Origin of the sequence: Sorangium sp. So ce693, from assembly GCF_051521375.1 — a bacterium.
GTDB lineage: Bacteria > Myxococcota_A > Polyangia > Polyangiales > Polyangiaceae > Sorangium > Sorangium atrum.
Genome location: NZ_CP150347.1, coordinates 3,927,823 through 3,952,917, shown reverse-complemented (window position 1 = coordinate 3,952,917; position 25,095 = coordinate 3,927,823). Strand labels below are relative to the sequence as shown.

Below are 25,095 nucleotides of genomic sequence, written 5' to 3'. Positions count from 1 at the left end.
ACCTCGGGCCGGCCCGCGGGCCCCCCTCGCGCCGGGCGCCTCAGGCGCCCTCGAATCCCGGCAGACCCCGCCGGCCCGAGCCCCGAGGGCCGGCGAGCGGCAGGGTCACCTTGAAGGTCGAGCCCTCTCCCAGGGCAGAGCTCACCTCGATCGAACCATCCAGCGCTTCGACCACCTGCATCGTGATGTAGAGCCCCATGCCCAGACCGCCATAGTGCCGCGCCGACACGGCGCGCTCGAACCGCCCGAAGATCCGCCCGATGTGCTCCTGCGCGATCCCGATGCCGTGGTCCGCGATCGTCAACGTGGCCATCGGGCCCATCGGGGCGACGGTGATCTCGATCGGGTTTCCCTGACCATATTTGAGCGCGTTCGAGACGAGGTTTTCGACGACCTGCTCGAGCCGCACCCGATCCCAGCTCCCTGCGACGTCGTCCGCCGCGCTCACGGTGACCCGCGAGCCCGCCTCCGCGATCTCGCCGCCCTCCTGGAAGCGAGACACCACCTGCCGGACGATGTCCGACAGCCGGACCTGCTCCAGCTCCAGGGCGAGGCGCCCCGCGGAAATGCGGGAGATGTCGAGGAGGTTATCGACGAGCCGCCTCAGCCGCTCGCTCTGCCGGCGAACGAGCCCGAGCCGGTCCATGAGCCACGGGAGGCGCTCGCTGTCAGGGCACAGCTCGGGCGCGCGGCGCATCAGGGTCTGGATCTGCAGCGCGAGCGGGGTGAGCGGCGTCTTCAGCTCGTGGGAGGCGATCGAGAGGAACTCGTCCCGCAGCGCGATCGCGCTCTGCGCGTCCCTGTACAGGCGCGCGTTGTCCACCGCGAGCGCGCAGCGGCGCCCGAGCTCCTCCGCCGCCGCGAGGTCCGCCCGGCTGTACCGGCGCTCGGATCGCACGACGATGAAGGTCAGCGTCCCGAAGAGCCGCCCCCGCCGCGCCAGCGGGACGCACATGAACGAGTGCCCCCCGATGGCCCGGATCACCCGGAGGTGATCGTCGTTCTGCGCGATGGCGCACATCTGCTCGTCGGTGAAGTGCTCGACGAGCACCGACCTCTGCTCGAGGAGCACCTTGGTCGGCGGGTGCTCCGGGTTGCCGTCGAGCTTGGGCGCGAAGCGCTTCGCCTCCTCGGCCACGGCGGCGAGCGAGGGGTCCGAGTGCGCCACGCCCACCCGCCGGAAGGTGCCGTCCTCCTCGTCGAGCGCGTCGACGAGGCAGAAGTCGGCGAGCACAGGCACCGCGAGCTGCGCCACCCGCGCGAGCGTCGTGGAATAGTCGAGCGACTCGGCCAGCACCACGCTCGCCGCGTCCAGGAAGCGAGGCAGCTCCTGCGCGCGCTCCCGCTCCGCGGCCTCGACGGCGCGCCGCCGCATCCGCGCCATCTCGATCTGCGTCCGGACGCGGGCGAGGAGCTCGCGCGGCGAGAACGGCTTCACCAGGTAATCGTCCGCCCCCGTGTCGAGGCCCTCGACGACGGCGTCCTCCCCCGCCCGAGCGGACACGAGCACCACAGGGACGCTGCTCGTCCTCGGGTCCGCCCGGAGCTCCCGGAGGAGCGCCACGCCGTCGAGCTCGGGCATCATCACGTCGCTCACCACGAGGTCGGGCGGGCGCGCGAGCGCGGCCTTGAGGGCCGCCCGCCCGTCCGAGACCGCCTCCACGCTCCACCTCGGCGTGAGCAGGTGAATGAGGTACTCGCGCATGTCCGCGTTGTCGTCGGCGACGAGGATCCGCCCCTCTCCGCCCCCCGGGGTGACCTGCACGGGCGCGGCGTCGGCGCGCGGCTCCGGGCCCGTCGGCGCCGCGCCTTCGCACCCACGCGAGGACCACTGGGACGCCTCGAGCACGTGGAGGTTCGTGCTCGCCGCCGAGGGCGCCGGCTCCCCGGCGGCGACCACGCGCTCCGGCGCCAGGTGCGCGCGGCCCCTCGGGATCGCCACGGTGAACGCGCTCCCCTGCCCCACCGCGCTCGAGGCGCGCAGCGAGCCGCCGTGCGCCTTGACGAGCTCCTGGACGAGGGCGAGCCCGATCCCGGTGCCCTCGATGCTCCGGCTGCGCGCGCCCTGCACGCGGTGGAACCGCTCGAAGATGCGCGGGAGCTCCTCCGAGGGGATCCCGGTGCCGGTGTCGCGCACGGTCAGCTCGACGTGGTCCGGGTGAGCGCGCAGCGAGACCGCGATCTCCCCCTCGAACGTGAACTTGAAGGCGTTCGAGAGGAGGTTCATGACGACCTTCTCCCATTGCGCCGCGTCGACGTAGACGGGCTCGGGCAGCGGCGGGCAGTCCACGACGAGCGACAGGCCCGCGCCCTCGATCAGCGAGCGGAAGGAGCTCGCGAGCTCCGCGGTGAGCCGCGCGAGATCGGTGGGCGCGAACGACGTCTGGAGGCGCCCCGCCTCGATGCGGGAGAAATCGAGCAGCGTGTTCACGAGCCGGAGGAGCCGGAGGGTGCTCCTGTGGGCCGCGGAGAGGCCGTCGCCCGAGAGCGACCTCGCCTGGCTCGACAGCGCGTCCTCGACGCGCCCGAGGATGAGGGTGAGCGGGGTGCGGAACTCGTGGCTCACGTTGGCCACGAACTCCGTCTTGAGGCGGTCGAGCGTCGCGAGCTCGTCCCGGTGCTGCGCGACCTCGCGCTCGAGCCGCCGCTGCTCGGTGACGTCCCGCCCCTCGGCGATCATGAAGACGACCTTGCCCTGCCGATCCTTGACGGGGTTCAGGTTGAAATCGATGGTGATGCGCCGCTCACCTTCGTTGCCCCCGAGGACATCGACGTCGTACCTGACGAACTCGCCGCGCGCCGCGCGCCGCACGGCGTCCTTCAGGCGCTCCTGGATCTCCGGCGAGCCCTGCCACCAGCGGCACTCCCAGAAGGGCACGCCGTGCACCTCCCTCCGCTCCACGCCGGCGCCGCGGGTCGAGGTATGGTTCGACTCCCAGCTCGTACCGTGGGCGTCGAGCAGGCCGAAGAACTGGAAAGAGCTGTTCATCGCGACCCGCGCCGCGAGGAGCCGCATCAGCCCCGACTCGCGACCAGGGCTCGCGCGGGCGAGCTCCTGCTTCAGAAGCTCGGTGTCCCAGAGGAGATGTTCTTCGGAGTCATCCACGGGTCGCACGATCGCGAGGTCTTCCAGGCATTCGATGAAGTCGCGCCCTTCTGCGCGTTCCTCGCTCGACCGCTGTTTCATCCCTTCTCGCATCACGCTCGCGGCTGCTCGAGACAGAGAACAGCTCATCCTGATGCGCTTAGCGGAGATCGCCGACCACGCAAGGGCCGAGCGACAGCCACCTTGAACTTCCACGGGGGGCCCGCGCGTGGATCCGGATCGTTCGAGCGCAGGACCACCCCTGCGTGCGCCGCAGCAGCCGATCACCACGGGCTGCTGCTGAGGCAGCAGCCCCCTCCCACACCTCCTCCATGGTCACGGTCAAGGCAGAGCTGGCCCGGTTAGTGCATTTTGAGGACGGAGGATGGAGGACGGAGGGCGGAGGGCGGAGCGCTCAGTGACCGTCAGCTCATGAGGGCGCGCTGGGCGCCCAGGACAACTCGGTGGAACCCAAGACATCTCTTCAGCGCGCCCCCGGCGCTCCGGTGCTCCCGGACACGCCCTTCCGCTTCATCGTTCACTTCGTCGGTCGTTACCGTGCCTGGTACCTGGCGATGTTCGTGTTCGAGTCGGCCCACGCCTCGTGCGGGATCATGATCCCGTACGCCATCGGGCAGGTCATCCAGGGGGTCACGCAGGTGTCGGGCGCTGACCGGGCCGTGCTGAGCGGACGGCTGCGCGACGCGCTGACGCTGTTCGTCGCGCTCATCGCCGGCGAGTTCCTGTTCAGCCGGATCGCCGGCCTCTGCCAGATCCTCGTCGGGCCGTGGCAGCGCCAGAACGTGACCCGCAATCTGTACGCGTACCTCCAGCATCACTCCCATCGTTACTTCAGCAACAACTTCGCCGGAGCGCTCGCCCACCGGATCAGCGAGACGTCGATGGGGGTCTCGCAGACCCTGTGGGCCATCCTCTTCGATTTCTGGCCCATCGCCATCGTCTTCTCGGTCTCGATCGGGCTGCTCTACCGCGCTCACCCGGCGCTCGCCGCGGTCGTCTCGGCCTGGGCGGTGCTGTTCGTCGGCATCTCCTACTGGCTCGCGACCCGGTGCCAGCCCCACGCGGTGCGCGCCGCGTCGGCGCGGAGCGAGACCACAGGCAAGCTCGTCGACTCGGTCACCAACCTCACGAGCGCGCGGCTCTTCGCCCGGTTCGGCTTCGAGCGCGCGTACCTCGACGAGCAGCTCAAGCAGGAGCTCCGCGCGGTGCGCCGATCGAACTGGTACTCCGAGCGCGTGCGCTGGTTCCAGTTCGCCTCCGCCGCGCTGCTCAAGGTGGGGACGCTCTACCAATCGCTCAGGCTCTGGGAGCGCGGCGACATCGGCGTCGCCGAGTTCGTCATGGCGACGAGCCTGTCGCTCCTCATCATCAACGAGGCGCGCAACCTCAGCCGCCGCTTCCTCGAGTTCTTCGAGTTCGTCGGCAACGTCGCGAACGGGGTGAACACCATCGTCCGCTCCCACGAGCTCGTCGACCGCCCCGAGGCCGTCGCCCCGACGGTCGAGCGCGGCCGGATCGAGCTCCGGGACGTGACCTTCGGGTACACGCCCGATCGGCCGATCTTCGAGGGCCTCAACGTGACGATCCCGCGCGGCCAGCGCGTCGGGCTCGTCGGCTTCTCCGGCTCCGGCAAATCCACCTTCGTCAGCCTCATCCTGCGTCTCTACGACATCGACTCCGGTCACATCCTGATCGACGGCGTGGACATCCGCGACATGACGCAGGACGCGCTGCACGCGCAGCTCAGCCTGATCCCGCAGGACCCGAGCCTCTTCCACAGGACGCTCCTCGAGAACATCCGCTATGGCCGGCTGAACGCGACCGACGCAGAGGTGGTCGAGGCCGCGCGGAAGGCGCACGCGCACGAGTTCATCATGCAGATGAAGGAGCAGTATCACTCCATGGTCGGCGAGCGCGGCGTCAAGCTCTCGGGCGGCCAGCGCCAGCGCATCGCCATCGCGCGGGTCATCCTGAAGGACGCGCCGATCCTCCTCCTCGACGAGGCGACCTCGAGCCTCGACTCGATCACCGAGCAGGCCATCCAGGACACGCTGGACGACGTCATGAAGGAGAAGACGGTGCTCGTCGTCGCCCATCGCCTCTCGACGGTGGTCCACCTCGACCGCATCCTGGTGTTCGAGAACGGCCGGATCATCGAGGACGGCACCCACGCCGAGCTGCTCGCGCGAAACGGGGCCTACAAGCGGCTCTGGAGCAAACAGTCGGACGGATTTCTGCCGGTGAGCGCCGCCGAGGAGCCTGCGGCCATGGAGGCGCCGCCGGTCCGCGTGCACGAAGCACCGCGGCTCCAGCCGGCGGCTGACCGCGCCGACGAGCTCCCGCGGGGGACTCCGCTGAAAGCGTGGGAGGCACCGCTCGCCTGAGCGGCCGCCAGAAGGTCGCGTTGGACGACGGCAGCCCCGCGGCGGGCGTCACGGGGCTGAGCGGCACCCACGCTCGATGACGTGGGGCGAGTCCGACACCCGCCGCTTCATCGGCTTTCCTGGCCCGGAGAGCCCCTGCGCCAGGCTGTCGCCCAGCCCGCTGCCGGCGCCCCTGCTCGTGCTCACCGAGCTCAGGCCGAGGCCGGCTCGTTGAGACCTGCTCCCCCGGCTCGAAGGCGCGCGGTTCTGGAGCGCGCCAGCGCCGGAGAGGCGCGCTTACCGGAAGCTCCACGGCTGCGGCTGACCCATGCGGGCGCGGAGGCCCTCTTCCCAGCGGACGAGCCGCGGCGTGAGCCACGCCGTGCCAACGGCCAGGACGACGCCGGCGACCACGTCGACAGCATAGTGCCAGCGAAGGAGCATGGTGGAGACGATGATGTTCATGGAGAAGAACGCGGCCACCACGGCAAGCCAGAAGAGCCGCCGGTCTGTGCGGGCGCGATGGAACGTATACAGGGCGAACCAGAGCGGCGCGGCCGTGTGCAAGGAGGGAAAGACGTCCTTCATCGCGCCGCCGGCCTGCACGACGCTGCTCACGCAGCCCCAGAAGAAGCCGCCGTCCAGCGGCCCCTGGTAGAGGTGGCTCAGCGCCTTGATGGGGCCGTACGCAGGGACCGCCATGTAGCCGAGCTGGCCAACACAGTAGACGAGCGTGGAGCCAACCGCGTACTCCGTCGTCCCCCGGCCGGGGCGGGCGACCCAGACCGCCAGCACCATCGAGAGGAAACAGATCAGGAAGTAGCTGAAGTAGAAGAAGGAGAACCACTCCACGATCGGGCGCGTGTTGAAGCGCTCCATCCAGAGCGCTGGCTCGACGCGGAAGACGAGGAGGTCGAGGTGGAGGAGCTGCGCGTCGACGCTGTCGCTCCGGACCGCCGGCAGGAGGGTCCGGAGCGACAGGTAGTTGAGGAGGAAGGCGCCGACGAGCGAGAGTCGGTAAAGGACGCTCCTCACCAAGGGCGCCAGGAACGTGGCACGACGAACGAGCACACAGACGGACACCAGGGCGGCGATGCCCGCCAGATTGCGGTTCATGGACTGCGCTCGCAGCTCCGTCGGCGGCGCCCCGAGCAGGAAGATCGTCGTCAAGGCGAGATAGCCGATGAGGATCACGTCGTGGAGAGCGAACACGCCGACCAGGCCGCGTAGAGCGTCCTTCAACAGCGCGCCTTCGCGCTCGACGTCGACCAGCCCGCCGGAGCCGGCGACCTCGTCACAGTCCGTTGTGAGCCTCTCTTGCATTCGGGGACGTTCCAGGGATGGCATGGTGCGCATGGGCTACTGACGCCGGGCCGCTCTGTATCACGTGTTCGCGCGTGGCGTCACCGTGACATCGGTGACGCCCCAGCGACCGGGAGGCAACAGGCTGAGCAACTCGGGGGCCACGCGGATGTCGAGTTTTTGACGGGCCGCCTCGCGCCGCTCGACGGCGGCAGGAGCCCCCGCGCCCCCTGCGCGGCGCCCAGGCGACAGCCCACCGCTGCCTCGGCGGGCCGCTCGCGTGCGAACGCGGCGACGCAGCGGCGCAGCGTCTACGCGTCGCCACGATGCTGCCGTCGCGTCCCAGGTTGCGCTGCAGGGCTCGCTGACGCGCAGAATCTGCGCGGCGGCGTCGCCTCTGGATCTGCGCGACGGCTGCGCCCACGACGCCGGGGATCGGCGATGGTGTTCGAGAACGCGCGCCGTCAAGCGCTCTGGACACCGGAGCGCGATCCTCGCGGCGGCCCGGCGGCCGTGACGTCGGCGACGTCGCGAGCGCCCGAGTCGTCCACACGAGAGAGCGCGTCTCTCGACCGCGCGCCGAGGACGAGGCGCGATGGCCCGCCCGCTCACGACCGGTGGGGCAGTCTGCCGCGCGGCTGGCCGTCCGCTGGAACGCCGGTCTCGGCCGGGCTGAGCGGCGCTGGACGCAACGCGATGCAATCGGCGCTGCGCACGTCGGCGCAGAAACCGCGTCCTCCCCCGGGTGCGCGCGGAGCATCGCCGTCACCTCACCCGGCTGGAACGCACCCTGGACGCTCCCGAGCTCTCACGAGAATCCACGGATGCCCCTTGGATCCGCGCGGTGACGTCGCGTGTCCATGGATCCCTCTTCATGGCACTCACGTTGCAGTCCCCCGGAGGAGCCGACATCGTTCAGCGACGATCCCACAGGGCACCACGCCTGGGTCGCCCGTGCGGGTGCTGAAGCGATGCGCCCAGACACCAAGGAGACGACTCATGGCACAGCAACACGGTCAGAGCAGCAGTCGTGGGTTCGCGGCGATGGACCAGAAGCAGCAACGCGCGATCGCGAGCATGGGCGGCAAGGCCGCGCACGAGAAGGGCACGGCCCACGAGTTCAGCTCCGAGGAGGCCCGCGCAGCCGGCCGCAAGGGCGGCGCGAGCGTGAGCCAGAATCGCGAGCACATGGCCGCGATCGGCCGCAAAGGCGGCGCGGCCGTGAGCCAGAACCGCGGACACATGGCGCAGATCGGGCGCAAGGGCGGCGAGTCGCGCGGCGACGGACCGAGCGGCGCGCCGGGTGAGGGCGAACGCGAGGGCGAGCAGGGCAGCAGCACCGCGCAGCGCGCCGACCAGCAGCGCCACGAGACCAACTGAGCGGCGCTGCGGCACACCGGCGTCGGTGATCGGGCGCGCGGGGATCCCTGCGCGCCCGATCTGCCGTCACGGCGACAGGGTGACGAGGAAGACGTCGGCGTTGCTTCGGTCGCCCGCAGGCGCGCTGTGCTCGATGGCGGGGAGGCCTCCGCCGAGCTCGATCCGCTCGCCGTGGAAGAGGCCGGCGGCGACGGTGTTCCCGCTGCCGGTGACGGCCTGGGCCGTGGCGAAGCAGAAGACCCCATCGCGGTAGACGTCGGACCAGAGCTCCTCGGAGAAGTCCTGGCTGAGCTTCGCGACGAACGCGTCGCCCGACTCGGGCGGTTCGATCTCGACCGGCGCCCCGCCGAGCTCGAGCGCCTCCGTGAAGTAACCGCTCAGCACGTGGTTGCCCCAGGGATCCTGCGAGAAGCCCCAGACGAACTCGTCGCCCGCGGAGGGAAGCCCGCGGGCGGCGAGCGGCGCACCCGTCCCTGCGTCGAGCCGGGCCAGGTAGAGGTCGTACTCCCCGACCGGAGCCTGCTCGATGTCCGTGGACCCGACGCGGAACGGAGCGCTGTAGTTGCCGAGGACGACCGGATGGCCGTCGAGCCCGAGGCTGACGAACTTGGCGAACTGCTCGCCGGCGGCGCCGAGCGACCGAGCCCAGGCGAGGCCGCCCGATGCGAGATCGAACCGCAGGACGAGCCCATCGATGCCGTAGATCGGCTCGCCGTCGCGCGAGCCGTCGACGGTGCTCTCCACGGCGTGGCCGTCGATCTCGAGCTTTCCGCCGAACGCGCCGGCCGCGTAGAGGGCCGACTCGCCGACCGCGACGCTGCGGAAGCGCTGCCAGCTCTCCGCGGACCCGAATCGCCGGCTCCAGAGGTGGCCGCCGCTCGGGTCGAGCTTCGCGACGACGACGTTGGGACCGCCGCTCCCCTCGAGCGCGGTCCCGGGATCCTCGCTGAAATTGATGCTGCCGTCGACCATGCCGAGGACGACGATCTCACCCGCCTCGGTGACGGCCACGGCCGTGGCGCCCTGGTCGAGCTCGCCGCCAAAGCGCTTGCTGAAGACGTGGTTGCCGTCGGCGTCGAGCTTGGCGACGAAGAGGTCCTTCCCACCGGCGCTCACGAGCGCCGTGCTCGGGTCCGCGCCGAAGTTGAGGGTTCCCTCGAACTCCCCGGCGACGACGACGTCGCCGATCGAATCCGTGGCCACCGCGAACGCAACCTGCTCGGACTTGTCGCCGAAACGCCTGCTCCAGACGTGGCCCCCCGCTGCGTCGAGCTTCACGACGAAGAGGTCGAGATCACCCTCGCTCACGAGGGCGTCCGCCTCACCGCCGAAGTTGATCGAAGTCTCGAAGCCGCCGACCAGGACGACGTTCTCGTGCGGATCTGCAGCGATCGCCTCGATTCGCTCGTTCTTGGCCTCGCCGGCGCCGCGCCCCCACAGGGCATCTCCGAGGAACGCCGGAGGCTCGCCGCCACCACTTCCGCCCGCGCCGCCGCCGCTTCCTGCGCCCCCCACTCCACCTGATGCGCCCGCGCCCGCTTCGCCACCTTGCCCGCCGGCGCCTCCGACTCCACCGCTGCCGCCGGCGCCCCCGACTCCACCGCTGCCGCCGGCGCCCGCTTCGCCACCTTGCCCGCCGGTGCCTCCGACTCCACCGCTGCCGCCGGCGCCCGCTTCGCCACCTTGCCCGCCGGTGCCTCCGACTCCACCGCTGCCGCCTTCACCGCCTTGCCCGCCGCCGGCTCCGGCCCCGCCCTGCCCGCCGACGCCGCCTTCGCCGCCTTGCCCGCCGGCGCCCCCGACGCCGCTCGCCGACGAGGTGGCGCCGTCCTCGGGCTCCGAGTCGCAGCCGTCGCAGCCCAGGGGAAGTCCCATGCTCGTCAGAAGAGCAATCCGAGCCACTTTCGTCACCAAGTGCGCTTTCATCAATCCTCCATATCCCGACGAAGAGCCCGAGCCACGGGCGCTCGGCGGAGCCAAGGCTGGTCCGGCCCCCCCTCGCCGTGGGCTGTCGAACGTCCTCAATCTGCTGTGTCGTGGACGTCAAGTACGCGTGCGCGCGGATCGAATCAAGCAGCTGTCGCGGCGAATTCGTGGCAACGAGCGGCTACCCGTGGATCCGCCGGAACGACGCGTCCCGCCTGGACGGCGCGCCTCGCCTGGACGGCGCCCCCGCTGACCAACCGTTCTCTTGCACGCTGCCCGCGATGGGCTCGGACGCACGCTGCGCGCCGCAGGTTCGCCTCATCGTGGCAGAATGCCTCACCGTGAGCCCCGCGGCACCTCCGACATACGTGCCGCGCCGGGCGGCGGTGGGCGCGGTACGCGATCTGCATTGTCCCGCGAGCGATGTGGGTAGCTTGGCTCCGGAGCGCCACGACTCTCTTTGCGCTCGCGCTCTTCGCGCGCAGCGGCGATAAGCGCCGCGCGGGCAAGCGTCGGCGCGCGAGAGGCCGGCGTGGCGAGAGGGGCCTGACGAGCTCGCCCGAGCGCGCATTCGCGCGCGAACGAAGAGCGCCGCCGGCGCGCGTCCCCCCGCGCGCGCCGGCGGCGCGGCGGCCATGGAGGCCGTGTCCGCGGCGTCCGGTGCCGCAGATCATCACGCCTCCCGGGCAGCGGACCACACGACCGATCACCGAGACGAAGCGCCGGGCCGAAGCCCTCGGCGTCCAGACGCGGAGCGCCTATGACAGAGCGAGCCTACGATAAGAACACCGCCTGGACCCACGCCGTCATCCCTCCGATGACCCCCCTCGCGACCGACCACGAGGCGGACGTGTGCGTCGTCGGCGCGGGGATCGCCGGGCTGACGACGGCATATCTCCTCGCGAAGGCCGGCAAGAGCGTCGTCGTCCTCGACAACGGCGCCGTCGGCGGGGGCGAATCGGGGCTCACCACCGCGCACATCACGCACGCGCTCGATCGGCGCTGGGCCTCGCTCACGAAGCTCCACAGCAGGAGCCGCCTGCGCCTCGCGGCAAGGAGCCACACGACGGCCATCGAGACGATCGAGCGGATCGTCGCGGAAGAGAAGATCGACTGTGACTTCCGGCGCGTCCACGGCTATCTCTTCGCGGCCCCGGGGTCGCCCCCGGCCACCCTCCGGGACGAGCTCGAGGCCGCGCAGCGCGCCGGGCTCGGCTCCACTCATTACGTCGACCGCGCGCCGCTGCTCGATTTCGATACGGGGCCCGCGGTCCGCTTCCCCGATCAAGCGCAGTTTCATATTCGCAGGTACCTCGCGGGGCTCGCGCGGGCGATCGAGCGCGACGGGGGCAAGCTCTACACGCTCGCGCACGTGGTCGACGTCGACGAGGGCGCCGTGCCTCACGAGGTCGTCGTCAGGACGGCCCGCGGGCACCGGGTGATCGCCGGCGAGGCCGTGCTCGCCACGAACTCCCCCTTCATTCCGCGCATCGCCGTGCACCTGAAGCAAGCCGGTTACCGGACCTACGTCGTCGGCCTGCGCATCCCCCGGGGCGCCGTCCCGCCGGGGCTCTACTGGGACACGGCCGAACCGTTCCATTACGTCCGCCTCGCCAACATCAACGGCGCGGACGGCCCGGACGAGGTGCTCCTCGTGGGAGGAGAGGACCACAAGACCGGACAGGCCAGCGACGCGGACCAGCGCCACGCGCGGCTCGAGGCGTGGGCGAGAGAGCGCTTCACGCAGGCCGGCGAGGTGCTGCACCGCTGGTCCGGCGAGGTGATGGAGACGGTCGACGGCCTCGCGTACATCGGTCGTGTCAAGAAGGGCTCGAGGATCCTCATCGCCACGGGCGACTGTGGCAACGGCATGACGCACGGGACGATCGCAGGCCTCGTGATCTCGGATCTCGTGCAGGGCCGCGAGAGCCGGATGGCGTCGCTCTTCGATCCCACCCGCGTCAACCTGAGCCTGGCCGCCGTCTCCGAGTACGCGAAGGAGAACCTCAATGTCGCGTGCCAGTACGCCTCATGGTTCGGCAAGGGCGATGTCGATGACGTGGCGCAGATCGCGCCCGGCGCCGGCGCCGTCGTGCGCAGGGGCCTGAAGAAGCTCGCCGTCTACCGGGATCCGCAAGGGCAGCTCCACGAGATGTCGGCGATGTGTACGCACCTCGGCGGCGTGGTCTCGTGGAACTCCGCGGAGCGCAGCTGGGACTGCCGCTGTCACGGCGCCCGCTTCGACGCCGTGGGCCGCGTCCTCCGAGGCCCGGCGACGGCCGATCTCGCGCCGATCGCGCCGAGCGAGGCGCCCCTCAGCGCAGGAGGATCCATCTCGCCGCCGAAGGAGCGGGAGGGGGTCGCCGGCCCGACGCCCGCCGTGCCGCTGCCGCTGAGTCGCCCGGCCATGTGAACGGAGCGAGTCGCGAACGCCAACAACCGGTGAGCGCAATGGATGTGGATGGACGTGATCGACGCCATACGCGATGCGCGCGCCATGGGCCCATGAGCACGATGCGCGCGCGCTGGCGTAGTTGACCCCCGCGCGAGCGGCGTGCGATCATGATCGAGTAGTCCGGGACAGTCCCGGGCGGCTTGGTGATGAGATGAAATTGTTGCGCCCCCGTGCCTCCCGCGCCGCAGGCATAGCCCTGGCTGTCCTCTCGGTCGCCGGGGCGCTTCCGGCGCGGGCCGAGCCCTCGGCGGCGGATCGTCAGACCGCGCGGACGCTCCTCATCGAGGGGCGCAAGAAGCGCGACGCGGGGGACATCGCTGGCGCCCGCGAGGATTTCCAGGCGGCCCATGCGCTCGTGCGCGCCCCCACGACGGGGCTCGATCTCGCGCGCGCCGACGAGGCGCTCGGTCGCCTGATCGAGGCCCGGGAGACGGCGTACGAGGTCGTCCACCTGCCCCTCGGGAGCGACGAGCCGCCGGTGTTCACGCAGGCGCGGGCGGCCGCCGCGACGATGGTCGAGCAGCTCGAGGCGCGCATCCCGTCGCTCCAGCTGCGGGTCGAGGGCGCGGCGCTGGACCAGATCGAGGCGCGCGTGGACGGCCAGCCGATCCCCCGCGCGGCGCTCCCCTACCCGCGCAAGCTCAACCCCGGTCGCCACGAGGTGGTGGTGACGGCGCCGGGCTTCCAGACGGGGCGGCGCGAGGTCACGCTGAAGCAGGCGGAGCGCGCCCCGGTGGAGGTCCGCATCCGCCTCGTGCCGGGGCCCTCGACCGAGCCGAAGGCAGGCGCGGCCGCAGGCGGGAGCATGGGTGCAAACGTGGGCGGAGGGCAGCTGCCACCCGCGGATGCGCCGGCGGAGCCTCGCGCGCCGGTACCGCTGTGGGCATGGACGGCGGGCGGCGTGGGGCTCGCGGCGCTCGCGGGGAGCGCGGTGTTCGCTGTCGACCACATGGCCGCGCGGGCTCGGGTCGGGGAGGAGTGCCCCGGGTCCGTATGCGACCGGACCGTCCACGATTTCGAGAGCATGGAGGCGCTCCGAGCGCGGTGGAACCGCAGCCTGGGGCTTTCGGTGACCCTTGGCGCGGTCGGCATCGCCGGCGTGGGCGCGGCGCTGGGCGGCATCCTCCTGCGGCCCAGGGTGGGCGGCGAGCGGGCGTCGTCGCTCGTGCCGATCGCGACGCCCACGGCGCAAGGCGTGATGTGGCAGGGGGTGTTCTGATGAGGGTGCGGTGGTTCTACCCGGCAACGACAGCCGGCGCGGCGCTCGGCGTCGTGATGGTCGGCGCTGCGGCGCTCGGGGCAGCGGCGCTCGGCTGCGCTCCCGAGCTCAGCCTGTCGACCCCCGCGGGGGCCGGCGGCGAGGGCGGCGGCGCGCCGCAGTCGGGCGGCGAGGTGCAGTGGGCGCGCGCGCTCGGGGGCGACGGAGAGCGTGCGGGGGCGAACGTGGCCGTCGCCGACGACCGCACCGCGGCGCTCCTCGGCAGGCTCACGAAGGCGGAGGACGTGGCCCTCGACGACGAGAGCGTGACCCCGATCGGCGAGGAGAACGTCTTCTGGGCGCGGCTCTCGGCGAGCGACGGGTCGGGGCTCGGGCTGAAGCGCTTCGGTGCGTTCGATCCGCAGACGGTGAACTCGCTCGTGCCGGACGGGAACGAGGGCCTCCTGGTCGCGGGGGAGTTCTCCGGCACGCTGGAGTTCGGCGGCGAGCCGCGGACGAGCGCCGGCGGGCGAGACGGCTACGTCGCGAGGCTCGACGCGGAGGGGCAGGAGCTGTGGCTGCAGCCGCTCGGGGGCATCGGCTTCCAGGCCGCGACGAGCGTGGCGACGACGGCGACGGGGCGCCTCGTCGTGGCCGGGCGCTTCTCGGGCGCGCTGCACGTCGGCGAGGACCGGCTCGAGAGCGCCGGGGGCAGCGACGTGTTCCTGGCCAGCTTCGACGCCGACGGCGCGCCGCTCTGGAGCGAGCGGTTCGGCGACGGCTTCGATCAGCAGGCCCGCGCCGTGGCGATGGACGAGCGCGGCAACGCGATCGTGGTCGGAGATTTCGCCGGCACGCTCGATCTCGGCGGCGATCCCCTGGAGAGCGCCGGGGATTTCGATGTGTTCGTGGCGAGCTTCGACGCGCTCGGCAAGCACCGCTGGAGCAAGCGCTTCGGCGACGCGGGGCCGCAGCGGGCCAAGGCGGTCGCGGTGGACGGGGCGGGCAACGTGATCGTGGGCGGGGAGTTCGGCGCGACGATCGATCTCGGCGGGGGCCCTCGGACGGCCGGAGAGCACCCGGCGGTGTTCGTGGCCAAGCTCGATTCGAAGGGCGAGCACATCTATAGCCGGGTGATCGGCGAGGAGGGCGCGTCGCTGGGTCAGCTCCTCGTCGACGGCGCGGGGTACGTGGTCGTGGCGGGGGGGTTCCGCGGAGACACGACGCTGGCGGACGGCTCGGTGACGAGCGCGGGAGACGACGATGTGTTCGTGGCCAAGCTCGATCCGGACGGCGGCTACCAGTGGAGCCACCGCTTCGGCGGCGCTGGCGCGGACCGGGCGACGAGCGTGGCCATCGACAGCGACAGGCAGGTCTACGTGACCGGCGCGTTCACCGGGAAGGTGACGTTCGGGGAAAAGCGGATCGAGGGAGGCGAGGGCACGGACGTGTTCGTGACCAAGCTGTCGCCATGAAGGCCATGAAGGACGGAGGCGCGATGAAACGTGCGGGGACGAGGGGCGTGCGGTCGCGCGGGCGACGGTTCTCGGTGGGGCTCTTGGCGGGCCTGTTCGGGCTGATCCTGCCGGCCACGGGGTGGGCGGAGGACCCCGATACCGATCTGGATGGGGTCGTGGATTCCCAGGACAACTGCGTGCAGGCCCAGAATCCGGATCAAGCGGATGCCGACGGCGATGCGGTCGGCGATGCGTGCGACGACTGCTCGTCCGTCGCCAATCGGGATCAGCGGGATTCGGACGCCGACGGCGTCGGCGACGCTTGCGACAACTGTCCTGTCGCGATGAATCCGGACCAGTCGGATGCGGAGGCGGACGGCACCGGCGACGCCTGCGACGACGATGACGACAACGACGGTGTCCTGGATGCCGACGACAACTGTCCTTTCACGGCGAACGACGATCAGGTGGACGCCGATGGAGACGGCACCGGCGACGTCTGTGAGGCCGGCGACGACGACGGCGACGGCATCGACAACGACGTCGACAACTGCCGCGACGTCCCGAACTCGCTCCAGCAGGACAGAGACGACGACAAGATCGGCGATCTCTGCGACAACTGCCCTGCCACGCGCAATCCGAACCAGGAGGACAGCGACGGCAACGGCATCGGCGACTTCTGCGAGCCCGACATCGACGCCGACGGCGACGGGCTGCGCAACGCAGAGGACAACTGCCCTGCGGATCAGAACCCTGGCCAGGAGAACGCGGACGGGGACAGCCTCGGCGACGCCTGCGATCCGGACAGCGACGACGATGGCGTGGTCGACGTGGAGGACAACTGCGCTGTCGTGTCCAACCTGTTCCAGGAAGATACGGACGGCGACGGCACCGGCGATGCCTGCGAGGACGACGACGACAACGACGGCGTCGTGGACACGGAGGACAACTGCCCGCACGTGCCCAACCAGGATCAGACCGACGCCGACGGCGACCGCCGCGGCGACGCCTGCGACCTCGGGGCCGACGTCGACGGCGACCGCGACGGCATACCGGACGAGACGGACAACTGCCCGCACGTGCCGAACCCCGATCAGACGGACGCCGACGACAACGGCGTGGGCAACGCTTGCGAGGACGTGGACGGAGACGGCCTGAGCGACGCGGCGGACAACTGCGACGAGGAGTACAACCCCGATCAGGCCGACAGCGACGGCGACGGTCAGGGCGACGCCTGCGAGGAAGACGACGACAACGACGGCGTCCCGGACGAGCAGGACAACTGCACCTCCGTGCCCAACGCGGATCAGGCCGACAGCGACGAGGACTATCAAGGCGATGCCTGCGACGTCGATGACGCGGACGACGACAACGATGGCGTCCCGGACGGCGACGACAACTGCCCGCTCGCGGCCAACGCGGATCAGGGGGATGGCGACGCCGACGGAGTCGGCGACGCCTGCGACGACAGCGGTGGTGCGGGCAGCAGCGGCGGCGGGTCCACGGAGCCGGAGGTCTCGTCCGGGCTGGTCTGCGCGATGCAGCGAGGCGAGCGCGGCGGTACGCTCGTCGGCCTCGTGGCGCTCCTCGCCGGCGCGCTGGGCCTGGGCGCCCGCCGGCGGCGCGATCACGCAGCGTGACCGCCGCTGCGCGCGGTCCCGGTGCGCAGCGGCCACGCGGCCACATGGGAACGCCGAGCGTGCCCGCTCGGTGGCTACCTGAAAGAGAAGCGGAAACTGCGAGCACAACGTGGGTTATCACCCCACGACCGCACGCCGGCTTCACGATGGCTTCGCGTTTTTTTCGCGATCGGTCATTTTTCTGAGCCGTGACCTGACCGCGGCGGAACTACTCCGGATGAACGCGCCGGTATCCCCGCTCCGCAGCTCGCGCTGCGGGCGGGAGCGCCTGAGCCACCTCTGGAGACACCATGCGCCTAGCTCTCTCTCTCCCTCTCTCGTTGGTGACCGCCCTGTTTGGACTCACCCTCAGCGCCGGCTGTAGCGACAGCACCGTTGACGGCGCCGCCCCGCCCGGCGGCGCGGGAGGAGGCGACACCGCGAGCGGCGGCGGCAGCGCGAGCGGCGGCGGCAGCGCGAGCGGCGGCGGCAGCGCGAGCGGTGGCGGCAGCGCGAGCGGCGGCGGGGCCGGCACCGGCGCTGCGGGCGGAGGCATTGCGACACCGACGAGCATCGTCGAGTGTCAGGGCAAGACGTACGCGTGCGGCGATCTCGTCGACAACGATGGCGACGGGCTCGTCGACGCGCAGGACCCGGACTGCCTCGGCCCGTGCGACAACACCGAGGGCAGCTACTACGGCGGGATCCCCGGCCAGGCGGGGCCGGCGTGCACCGTCGACTGTTATTTCGACCAGGACTCCGGCTCCGGCAACGACGATTGCCACTGGAACCACAAGTGCGATGAGCACGAGGTCGCACCCGGGTTTCACCCCGAGTCGATCAACGGGACGATGTGCGCCTATGACAGCCGGGCCTCGACGCCGGGCGCAGCGGGCAAGAGCTGCAGCGATCTCAACGGCGAGCAGTCCGATACCTGCCATACGATCTGCGGTCCTCTCACGCCGAACGGCTGCGACTGCTTCGGCTGCTGCGAGCTGCCGGCGGGCGGCGGCAAGTACGTCTGGCTCGGCTCCGACGCCGATGGCACCGGTGAAGGCTCCTGCTCGCGCGGCCACGAGTCCGACCCGACCCGCTGCGAGCCCTGCACGCCCGTGGATGCTTGCCTGAACGAGTGCGGCCACTGCGAGCTGTGCCTTGGCAAGGACACGCTGCCAGACGACTGCTTCGAGAGCGGCACCAGCGGAGCGGGCGTCGGCGGTGGAGGCGGCGGAGCCGCGACAGGCGGCGGCGGAGACGCGACCGGCAGCGGTGGCGGGCCCACCGGCGAGCCCCAAGGCCAGTGCGTAACCGGGGTCCAGCCGTGCGGGCTCGCCGGCCAGGCGCCTTGTGCCGCAGGCTACTACTGTATCACCGGCTGCTGCCAGGTCATCCTGAACTAGCCCAGCGCCGGCCCGGGTTCTCCCTGGATTGGAGGACAGGGATAGAACCACGAAAGACATAGAAGAACCGGGGGGTTGGTATTCGCCCTGCTCGGCGCCCGCTGCGCCTGCGTGATTCACTGCCCCTGCTTGAAGCGGCGACGAGATCGCAGGCCGCGGCGCTGGCCGCTCACGGGCCGAGGAGCTGTGCCTGCGGCGACAAGACAGGTTCGAAAGGAGACGAGTCGATGGTGATGCGCTCGATATCTGTTGGATTGCTGTGCGCCTTGATGGGGATGGGGTGCGGCGGCGACGACGAGGGTCAGCCGCAGAGCTGCTCGGTGGCCGAACAGACAGGGTGCGCCGCGCCGCAGGTGTGCGAGGAGGTGGAGGGCGCCCAGCCCGCTTGCTTCGAGCCGGTGACCCTGAGGGGGCGCGTCTACGACTCGCTCGACGACAAGGCCGTCGCGGGCGCGCGCGTGCTCGCCCGGGACCCGAGCGACGCGGTGATCTCCCGGGTGGCGGTCACCGGAGCCGACGGGACCTACGAGCTCGTCGTGCCCGCGCGGCGCGATCTGAGCGGCGCTCCGGTCGAGGCCAACATCACGCTGCGCGCCGACGCGCAGGCTTACGAGACGTTCCCGAAGGCGCCGCGGGTCGCGCTGCCCATCGACCTCTCCACGGCGGCGGGCAAACCGCTCGCGATCGAGTCGGCGGCGACGGAGATCTCGCTGTTGCCGCTCTCGGACAGCGATGGGCTCGGTTCCATCTCCGGGGTCGTCCACGCCGACCAGCCCGGCGGGACGCTGCTCGTCGCGGGCGGCGCCACCGGCGCGGCCGATCTCGACGGCAGCTACACCATCTACAACGTGGCTGCGGGCGACGTGACGGTGAACGGTTATGCCGCGGGCCTCGCGCTCGACACGGCGAGCGCGACCGTCAGCGCCGGCAAGGAGACGACGGGCGTGGATCTTCACGCGACCGGAGACGCCACGGCGGTGGTGAGCGGCAAGGTCGAGATCGTGAATGCTCCAGGCGGGAGCGCGACCTCGGTCATCCTCGTCGTGGCCGATACCTTTGACGAGGCGACCGCGCGCGGCGAGACCCCGCGAGGGCTCCGGCAAGGCGACGTCACCGGCGAGTTCTCTATCGCTGGGGTCCCCGACGGCGATTACGTGGTCCTCGCCGCGTTCGAGGACGATGCGCTCGTGCGAGATCCTGACACGTCGATCGGCGGGACCGAGATCGTGCGCATCACGGTCTCCGGCCAGGACCTGATGGTCCAGGAGTCGTTCAAGGTGACGGGCGCGATCGGCGTGGTCTCGCCCGGCGCGAGCGCGCTGGAGGAGGTCAGCGGGACACCGACGTTCGTCTTCGAGGACGACTCCAGCGAAGATCTGTACGAGGTGCGGTTGTTCGACGCGCTCGGCGCGAAGATCTGGGAGGACCTGGAGGTGCCCAGGGTGACGGGGAGCGAGACCGTCTCTGTCGAGTACGACGGTCCCGGGCTGATCCCCGGGATGATCTACCAGTTCAGGACCACCTCGAAGAAGGACGGCACGCCCATCTCGCAGACCGAGGACCTGAAGGGGGTCTTCGTCTACAGGTGATCGCAGGGCGCGCGCGCGCCGCCGTCAGCAGCGACGGCGGCGAGCGCGGCGCGCGCTGCCGAGCGCCACGAGGACGCCGCACAGCGCGAGCGCGCGGTCCGCTCCTGGCGCGTGCCCGGTCTCACCGCCCATGGCGGTATACGCGCAGCTGATGCTCAAACAGCAGCATGGGCCCGGGGGCGCTCCTCCGTCGGATTGGCCTCCTCCCCCTTCCCCACCCCCACCCGCCGCATCTCGACCACCACCGACCCCAGCGCCGCCCGCCCCGCCGGCATCGGTGGAGCAATCGCCGCCGGCGCCGTCGCTCCTGCCTCCAGCGCCCTCGGCCGGTCCTCCGGCGTCGCCGCCGCCGCCCGCACCGCTGCCGCCAGCGCCGTTACCGCCCGCGACGCCGCCGCCTGCTCCGCTGCCGCCCGCTCCGCTGCCGCCCGCGTCGCCGCCGCCTGCGCCGACTGCAGTTCCTCCGTCGTCTCCGCCTCCGACCCCTCCCACCGTGGCGCCGCTTGGCGTGTTCCGGCAGCCGAAGAAGGGATGGCACTCGTCCGTGGTCGTCGGATCCCCGTCATCGCAGTCGAGCGGGAGGTCGCTCAGACAAAGTCCCTGGAAGCAGACATCGCTGCCATTACAAACATCGAAATCATCGCAGCTGGCGCCGTCCGGCAGGCTCACGTCCGCGGGGCAGCTCCCTGCGCCGTCGCAATACTCCCCTGGATCGCACAGCGAGGTCGCGATGCGGCAGATCGTGGTCGGCGGCTCGGCGGTGCACAGATCCGAGCAGCAATCCCCGTTGCGCCGGTTGCCGTCGTCGCACTCCTCGCCTAGCCCGAGCTCGCCATCGCCGCAGATGGCGGGCCTCACCATGAGCACCGTCGGATCGGCCGCGCCGGCGAACAGGGGCTCGTCGGTCATCGCGCTCGACTCGTTGACGCCGTCCGAGTCCGCGTCGAAGAACAGCGTGCCCTGGTTCGTGACGACGAGTCCATCGGTCAGGGGAAGGAGGATCGCTTCGATCGTGAGCACCACCCACTCCCCCGGCTCGACCTCGCCGTCCCAGCCCACCGTGTTGGTGGTGGGATCGGCCGAGACCGCGCCGCTGTCCGCGAACGCGCCTTCCAGCAGGAGCTCGGGCGGGAGCACGTCAACGAACTCGAACCCTGCGTTGTCGTGCTGCACGCGCCCCCCCGTGTTGCTGATGAGCGCCGTATAGGCGAGATCCTCGCGGGGGATGCGCTCGCCGAGGACCGTGAGATAGCAGATCAGGCGCGCCGGCACGGAGACGTCGACGCGCACGCCGCTCTCGTTGTTCTCCGGCGCCGGATCGTAGTCGCTGGAGCTCACCTTCGCCGTGCCCTCGATCTCCTCGTTGACCGTGCGTGGCGCGAGCGTGGGCGCGACCAGGGTGACCGCGATCGACGAGCTCTCCCGTGCGGCGAGCGAGGCGCGCCGGCACACCAGCTCTTCGCCGGCCGGATCGCACGTCCAGCCGGTCCCCGCGGCGCTGACGAGGCTCGCCCCGGCGGGCAGCGCGGACGACACCACGACGTCGCTCGCGTCGCCCGGCCCTTCGTTGGCGACGTCGATCGTCACCGTGAACTGCGCGCCCGGCGACACAGGATCCGGCGCGGCCGATTGGGTGATGGCCAGGTCCGCCCCGCAGGCGCCGGACACGACCGGCACCGCCGCGAGCGCGATGTTGTCGACCGCGACGCCGCACGGCCCAGGGCGCCCGATATCCGTGCAGACCCGGCTGTCGTCCTGCGTGTAGTCGAATCGGAGCCTCACGGTCCGCCCCCGTAACCCGGCGCCTGGGAAGCGGATCGACACGTGCTTGCTCCCGCTGGAGCTGCCGGACCATACCGCGTTGTCCTCGAGGTAGTCCGGGTCGTCGCGGGCTGGAAGGTGCTTGGGGAAGTGGTGGCTCCCGCCGGTGATGATCCGCTCGGCGAACGCCTCCGCGAGGACCGCCCGGGGCGCGGCGCCAGCCGTGAGATCCTCCACGTGCAGCGTCAGGCCGTCGAACGCCTGGATGAGCTTTTGCGGATCGTCCTCCAGCTCGTAGGTGAGATCGAAGTCGAGCGTGACGTAGGAGTTCCCGGAGCTCTCCGGGATGGTCACGGCGGGCGACACCAGCGCGACGAGCGACGTCACCGCCTCCTCGTCGTGAAACGCCGCGTTGTTTCCGGGCGTCAGCGTCTGCGCGACCGTCCACGGCGAGGCGGAGGCCGACCCGCCGGCGCGCACCGACTGCCACCCGGAGGGCAGCGCGGGCGCGCTCGCGGCGTTGAAATCCTCGCGGAGGAGGACCTCCGCGGCGCCCGGCGAGCCCGTCTCGAGCTGGATCGGCAGCTCGACCGTGCCCTGAGCCGAGCTCACCGTGAGCGTCAGGTCGATCGGCGTTCCCGGAACGAAGTCCCGGGCCGTCCTGAGGACGAACGGCGCGTCGCCCGCGACGGTGCGGAGGGGCTCGATATCGGGGTAGAGCGCGCTCGCCCTCACGATGGTCACGGAGGGCGTATCCGTCGACAGCGTGGCGGTGATCCGCGAGACGGTCGTCCTGCCGGAGATCGGGTTGGCGAGGTAGTTCTCGAGGTAGACGCCGACGTCGACGAGCTCCCCGGGATCGATGCGCTCGTTCGCGAGGGCGCCGCACGCGGTGTCCGCGATCCGGGTGCCGGCCGCGCGCAGCGGCGGGACGCGCGCGAGCTCGTCGAGGACGTCCAGGTGGACGTTGGGCGCGATCAGGGATGTCGACGACGGCTGCCCCTCGTCGAACCGCGGCGGGGTGGCCGTCATGCTGAAGACGCTGTAGAGCTCGCCGGCGAGCGCCACGCCGCCGATGCGGTCGCCGAGGTTCTGCCGGGAGGCGTCGTTGCCGTGGCCCGCGTGAAAGGGGTGGTCCGAGATCGCCGCAGGCGCGCTGAAGGAGGCGCCTTGATCGCTCGACGCGGTGTGGACGATCTCGGTCATGTCACCCGAGCTCTCGACATCCTGGTCGTAGTAGACGACGTGCGCCGTGCCGGTCGTTCGGTCGACGGCCACGAAGGGGAAGAACTGGGCCCGATCGCGCCCTGGATTGCTGTTGAGGAGGACGGCGGGGCCTGCGGTGCACTGCTCCGTGAAGGAGCGCAGCGCGATGTCCCCTGTCCCGCGGGCGCCGCTCCGCTGATAGACGACGTAGACCTGCCGCGTGGCCTGGTCGACGTCGATCGACGGGGCGCTCCTTCCTTGGTCGACGCCGAGGATCTGGTCTTCCGCGGGGTAGCTGGCCTCGTCGAGGAGGGTGAGCGGCTCCCAGGTGACGCCTCCGTCGATGGACCGGCGGCAACCGATGTTGCGCAGCGAGGTCCCCGGCTCGATGGCGCGAAAGACGGCGTAGACGACCGAGTCCCGGTCGGTCGCCCCGGGGAGGATGCGCGCGCTCGGCCCGTCGAGATCGCCGCCTGCAGGCGCCTGGGCGATCGTGGCCGCGGGCGACCAGGTCTGGCCGAGATCGTCGGAGTGGCTGTAGAGGACCCTCGGAGACGCTCCGCCGCGCTGAACCCAGGTGACGGAGAGGCGCCCGGTCGCCGCGTTGACGTCGATGGAGGCCTGCTCGGCGCTCTCCCCCGCGACGAACGCGGGAGCCACCTCGACCGGTGCGGACCACGAGGAGCCGGCCGTGCTGCCGGGGGTCGAGCCATGGATGCAGAGGCCCTGGAGGCCGTCGGTGGGCCGGACGTAGGTGGAGGAGCTGACGAACACGTCGCGGGTCGGATCGTGGACGACGCGGGGGGCGCCGAGCACCCGCCCGCCGGCGGCCGAGGGCAGCGCGCCCACGCCGTTCGGGCCGAGGACCTCGGCGAAGGATCTGCCGCCATCGGCGGAGCGCGCGACGCCGGACAGGCTGATCGGATCTGCGAGGGCGCCGCGCGGATCGGTGTAGGTCGCGACGAGGATGCTCGCGTCCGCGTTGGCGGCGATCGCGGCCTGGTGCTGGGCGCCGAGCGCATCGGGCGCGTGCACGGTGCGGTCGGCGCTCGCGACGGCCGCGAGCCGCGCCGAGCCGAGCGCATCTGGTTCGTCGCTGCCACAACCGGCGCCGGCGGTGAGGAGCCCCCCGCTGAGCAACCAAGCGACCGTGCGTCGCGCGCGCATAACACCTCCGAACCCAGATAGATGCCGCGAGCTCGCAGGACGTGCCGATTTCCCCGACATTGCGCGGCCTGGCCGGCGAACGGGCGCGATGTGCTGGGGTCGGTCTCGGTCTCGCACAATTCCAGCGCAAGCCCCGCGCCGCGCGAGGTATGCGCCCGGCGCGAAGGCGCGCGCCGACGCGCTTTCCCTTTCTTCCTCGCTGGCGAGCCGTGTGCCAGGAGCCGGTGCGTCGCGCGCGGAGCGTCCTGCGAGCGCTCTGGCGCCTGAACGCGCCTGGGCGGACGGCTCAGGCGCGGCGCCCTGGGCCGCCGCGGTCGTGGCCCGCCTGGAAGGCGGTCGGCTCGGGTGGACGGACGGGGAGGACGAGGTCCGCGAGACGGCGTGCCGCGGCGAAGGCCACCTCCGAATCTGCGGCGAGGCCCTCACCCGGGTTGGCGGTGGACCCCTCACCCAAGTTCGGTTCCTCACCCGTGGCGGTCCCCTCACCCAGGTTCGGTTCCTCACCCGTGGCGGTCCCCTCACCCAGGTTCGGTTCCTCACCCGGGTTGAATGGGGTCCCACCCGGGCCTCCAGGGGGGGCCCTACCCAGGCTGGAAGGAATTTTCCCGGAAGAAACCTCACCCAGGTTGGAGCGCCCGCTCAGTGCGAGCATCGCGATGCCATGAAGGCCCGCGAAGAGCACGTGGGTATCCTCCTCCGGCCGCCTGCTGCCATGATGGCGCAAGAGCTCGACGAATGAGCTCCAAAGAGGGCGCGCGAGCCGCAGGCGCCCCTGCTCGCGCAGGCGGGCGCGGTCGAAGCGGCGCTCGGCCATCAGCCAGTACAGGTCCGGATGGCACAGCGCGAACTCGACGTAACCGACGGCGAGCGACCGCGCGTCGGCGCCGCCGCGCGCCCGCGCGTCGAGGCGCTCGGCGAGCCGCCGCCACCCGAGGCCATCGACGCGGATGAGGAATCCGTCGAGCGAGCCGAAGTGGTGATACAGCACCATCGTCGTCTGGCCCAGGAACGCGGCGATCTTGCGGGCCGTCAGATCGTCGCGCGTCAACCGTCCCTCACAGAGCGCCGTGAACACGCGCTCCACCGGTTCATCGGCATTCATCACACCCATGCCCACCATCTTGCCACGTCCGCGCCTCGCCCGTTGACGCCATCAGGATAACTTT

The 25,095-nt window shown here is 71.2% G+C and carries 13 protein-coding genes; 8 read left to right on the top strand and 5 right to left on the bottom strand.

Features of this window, described 5'->3' with window-relative positions:
- Positions 1–40: 40 nt before the first annotated feature.
- A complete protein-coding gene (locus WMF14_RS15090) occupies positions 41–3,187 on the bottom strand; it encodes an ATP-binding protein (RefSeq protein ID WP_437801651.1) in 3,147 nt (1,048 codons plus the stop codon).
- 362 nt (positions 3,188–3,549) lie between these two features.
- Here WMF14_RS15090 and WMF14_RS15085 point away from each other — a divergent pair, with 362 nt between their 5' ends.
- A complete protein-coding gene (locus WMF14_RS15085; protein WP_437801649.1) occupies positions 3,550–5,490 on the top strand; it encodes an ABC transporter ATP-binding protein in 1,941 nt (646 codons plus the stop codon).
- A gap of 276 nt (positions 5,491–5,766) precedes the next feature.
- Here the strand turns inward: WMF14_RS15085 and WMF14_RS15080 are convergent, their stop codons facing one another.
- A complete protein-coding gene (locus WMF14_RS15080; RefSeq protein ID WP_437801647.1) occupies positions 5,767–6,792 on the bottom strand; it encodes a phosphatase PAP2 family protein in 1,026 nt (341 codons plus the stop codon).
- A gap of 978 nt (positions 6,793–7,770) precedes the next feature.
- On the opposite strand from WMF14_RS15080, the gene WMF14_RS15075 reads away from it, so the two are divergent.
- On the top strand, positions 7,771–8,151 hold the full coding sequence (locus WMF14_RS15075) for a KGG domain-containing protein (RefSeq protein WP_437801646.1): 381 nt from the start codon (positions 7,771–7,773) through the stop codon (positions 8,149–8,151).
- A gap of 66 nt (positions 8,152–8,217) precedes the next feature.
- Here WMF14_RS15075 and WMF14_RS15070 read toward each other — a convergent pair whose 3' ends face one another.
- A complete protein-coding gene (locus tag WMF14_RS15070; RefSeq protein WP_437801644.1) occupies positions 8,218–10,026 on the bottom strand; it encodes a PE-PGRS family protein in 1,809 nt (602 codons plus the stop codon).
- 811 nt (positions 10,027–10,837) lie between these two features.
- Here WMF14_RS15070 and WMF14_RS15065 point away from each other — a divergent pair.
- The 6 genes from WMF14_RS15065 (at position 10,838) to WMF14_RS15040 (ending at position 19,795) form a co-directional block, all read left to right on the top strand.
- Positions 10,838–12,490 (top strand): FAD-dependent oxidoreductase, encoded by a 1,653-nt coding sequence (locus WMF14_RS15065; protein ID WP_437801642.1) that lies wholly within the window; start codon positions 10,838–10,840, stop codon positions 12,488–12,490.
- A 193-nt stretch (positions 12,491–12,683) separates the two neighbouring features.
- Positions 12,684–13,751: a hypothetical protein gene (locus tag WMF14_RS15060; protein WP_437801640.1), complete on the top strand. Its 1,068-nt coding sequence runs from the start codon at positions 12,684–12,686 to the stop codon at positions 13,749–13,751.
- Positions 13,751–15,205, top strand: a complete 1,455-nt coding sequence (locus WMF14_RS15055) for an SBBP repeat-containing protein (RefSeq protein ID WP_437801639.1) — start codon at positions 13,751–13,753, stop codon at positions 15,203–15,205. The genes WMF14_RS15060 and WMF14_RS15055 overlap by 1 nt, the downstream gene beginning before the upstream one ends.
- The gene (locus WMF14_RS15050) at positions 15,202–16,827 is read left to right on the top strand and encodes a thrombospondin type 3 repeat-containing protein (protein ID WP_437801637.1); all 1,626 of its coding nucleotides are present in this window, start codon (positions 15,202–15,204) and stop codon (positions 16,825–16,827) included. The genes WMF14_RS15055 and WMF14_RS15050 overlap by 4 nt, the downstream gene beginning before the upstream one ends.
- Positions 16,828–17,117: 290 nt before the next feature.
- Positions 17,118–18,206 carry a hypothetical protein gene (locus tag WMF14_RS15045; RefSeq protein WP_437801635.1) on the top strand — a complete coding sequence of 363 codons (1,089 nt, stop codon included), beginning with the start codon at positions 17,118–17,120 and terminating at the stop codon, positions 18,204–18,206.
- A 233-nt stretch (positions 18,207–18,439) separates the two neighbouring features.
- The gene (locus WMF14_RS15040) at positions 18,440–19,795 is read left to right on the top strand and encodes a hypothetical protein (RefSeq protein WP_437801633.1); all 1,356 of its coding nucleotides are present in this window, start codon (positions 18,440–18,442) and stop codon (positions 19,793–19,795) included.
- Between the two features lie 24 nt (positions 19,796–19,819).
- Here the strand turns inward: WMF14_RS15040 and WMF14_RS15035 are convergent, their stop codons facing one another.
- Positions 19,820–23,929 carry a hypothetical protein gene (locus tag WMF14_RS15035; protein WP_437801631.1) on the bottom strand — a complete coding sequence of 1,370 codons (4,110 nt, stop codon included), beginning with the start codon at positions 23,927–23,929 and terminating at the stop codon, positions 19,820–19,822.
- A gap of 286 nt (positions 23,930–24,215) precedes the next feature.
- Positions 24,216–25,049, bottom strand: a complete 834-nt coding sequence (locus tag WMF14_RS15030) for a TetR/AcrR family transcriptional regulator (RefSeq protein ID WP_437801629.1) — start codon at positions 25,047–25,049, stop codon at positions 24,216–24,218.
- Positions 25,050–25,095: the final 46 nt, after the last annotated feature.

What these genes read in the sequence shown, in the direction of transcription:
- WMF14_RS15030 (WP_437801629.1), bottom strand. Translation starts at nt 25,049, where the DNA reads ATGGTGGGCATGGGTGTGATGAATGCCGATGAACCGGTGGAGCGCGTG.
- WMF14_RS15050 (WP_437801637.1), top strand. Translation starts at nt 15,202, where the DNA reads ATGAAGGCCATGAAGGACGGAGGCGCGATGAAACGTGCGGGGACGAGG.
- WMF14_RS15035 (WP_437801631.1), bottom strand. Translation starts at nt 23,929, where the DNA reads ATGCGCGCGCGACGCACGGTCGCTTGGTTGCTCAGCGGGGGGCTCCTC.
- WMF14_RS15070 (WP_437801644.1), bottom strand. Translation starts at nt 10,026, where the DNA reads ATGGGACTTCCCCTGGGCTGCGACGGCTGCGACTCGGAGCCCGAGGAC.
- WMF14_RS15040 (WP_437801633.1), top strand. Translation starts at nt 18,440, where the DNA reads ATGCGCTCGATATCTGTTGGATTGCTGTGCGCCTTGATGGGGATGGGG.
- WMF14_RS15065 (WP_437801642.1), top strand. Translation starts at nt 10,838, where the DNA reads ATGACAGAGCGAGCCTACGATAAGAACACCGCCTGGACCCACGCCGTC.
- WMF14_RS15075 (WP_437801646.1), top strand. Translation starts at nt 7,771, where the DNA reads ATGGCACAGCAACACGGTCAGAGCAGCAGTCGTGGGTTCGCGGCGATG.
- WMF14_RS15060 (WP_437801640.1), top strand. Translation starts at nt 12,684, where the DNA reads ATGAAATTGTTGCGCCCCCGTGCCTCCCGCGCCGCAGGCATAGCCCTG.
- WMF14_RS15045 (WP_437801635.1), top strand. Translation starts at nt 17,118, where the DNA reads ATGCGCCTAGCTCTCTCTCTCCCTCTCTCGTTGGTGACCGCCCTGTTT.
- WMF14_RS15080 (WP_437801647.1), bottom strand. Translation starts at nt 6,792, where the DNA reads ATGCAAGAGAGGCTCACAACGGACTGTGACGAGGTCGCCGGCTCCGGC.
- WMF14_RS15055 (WP_437801639.1), top strand. Translation starts at nt 13,751, where the DNA reads ATGAGGGTGCGGTGGTTCTACCCGGCAACGACAGCCGGCGCGGCGCTC.
- WMF14_RS15090 (WP_437801651.1), bottom strand. Translation starts at nt 3,187, where the DNA reads ATGAAACAGCGGTCGAGCGAGGAACGCGCAGAAGGGCGCGACTTCATC.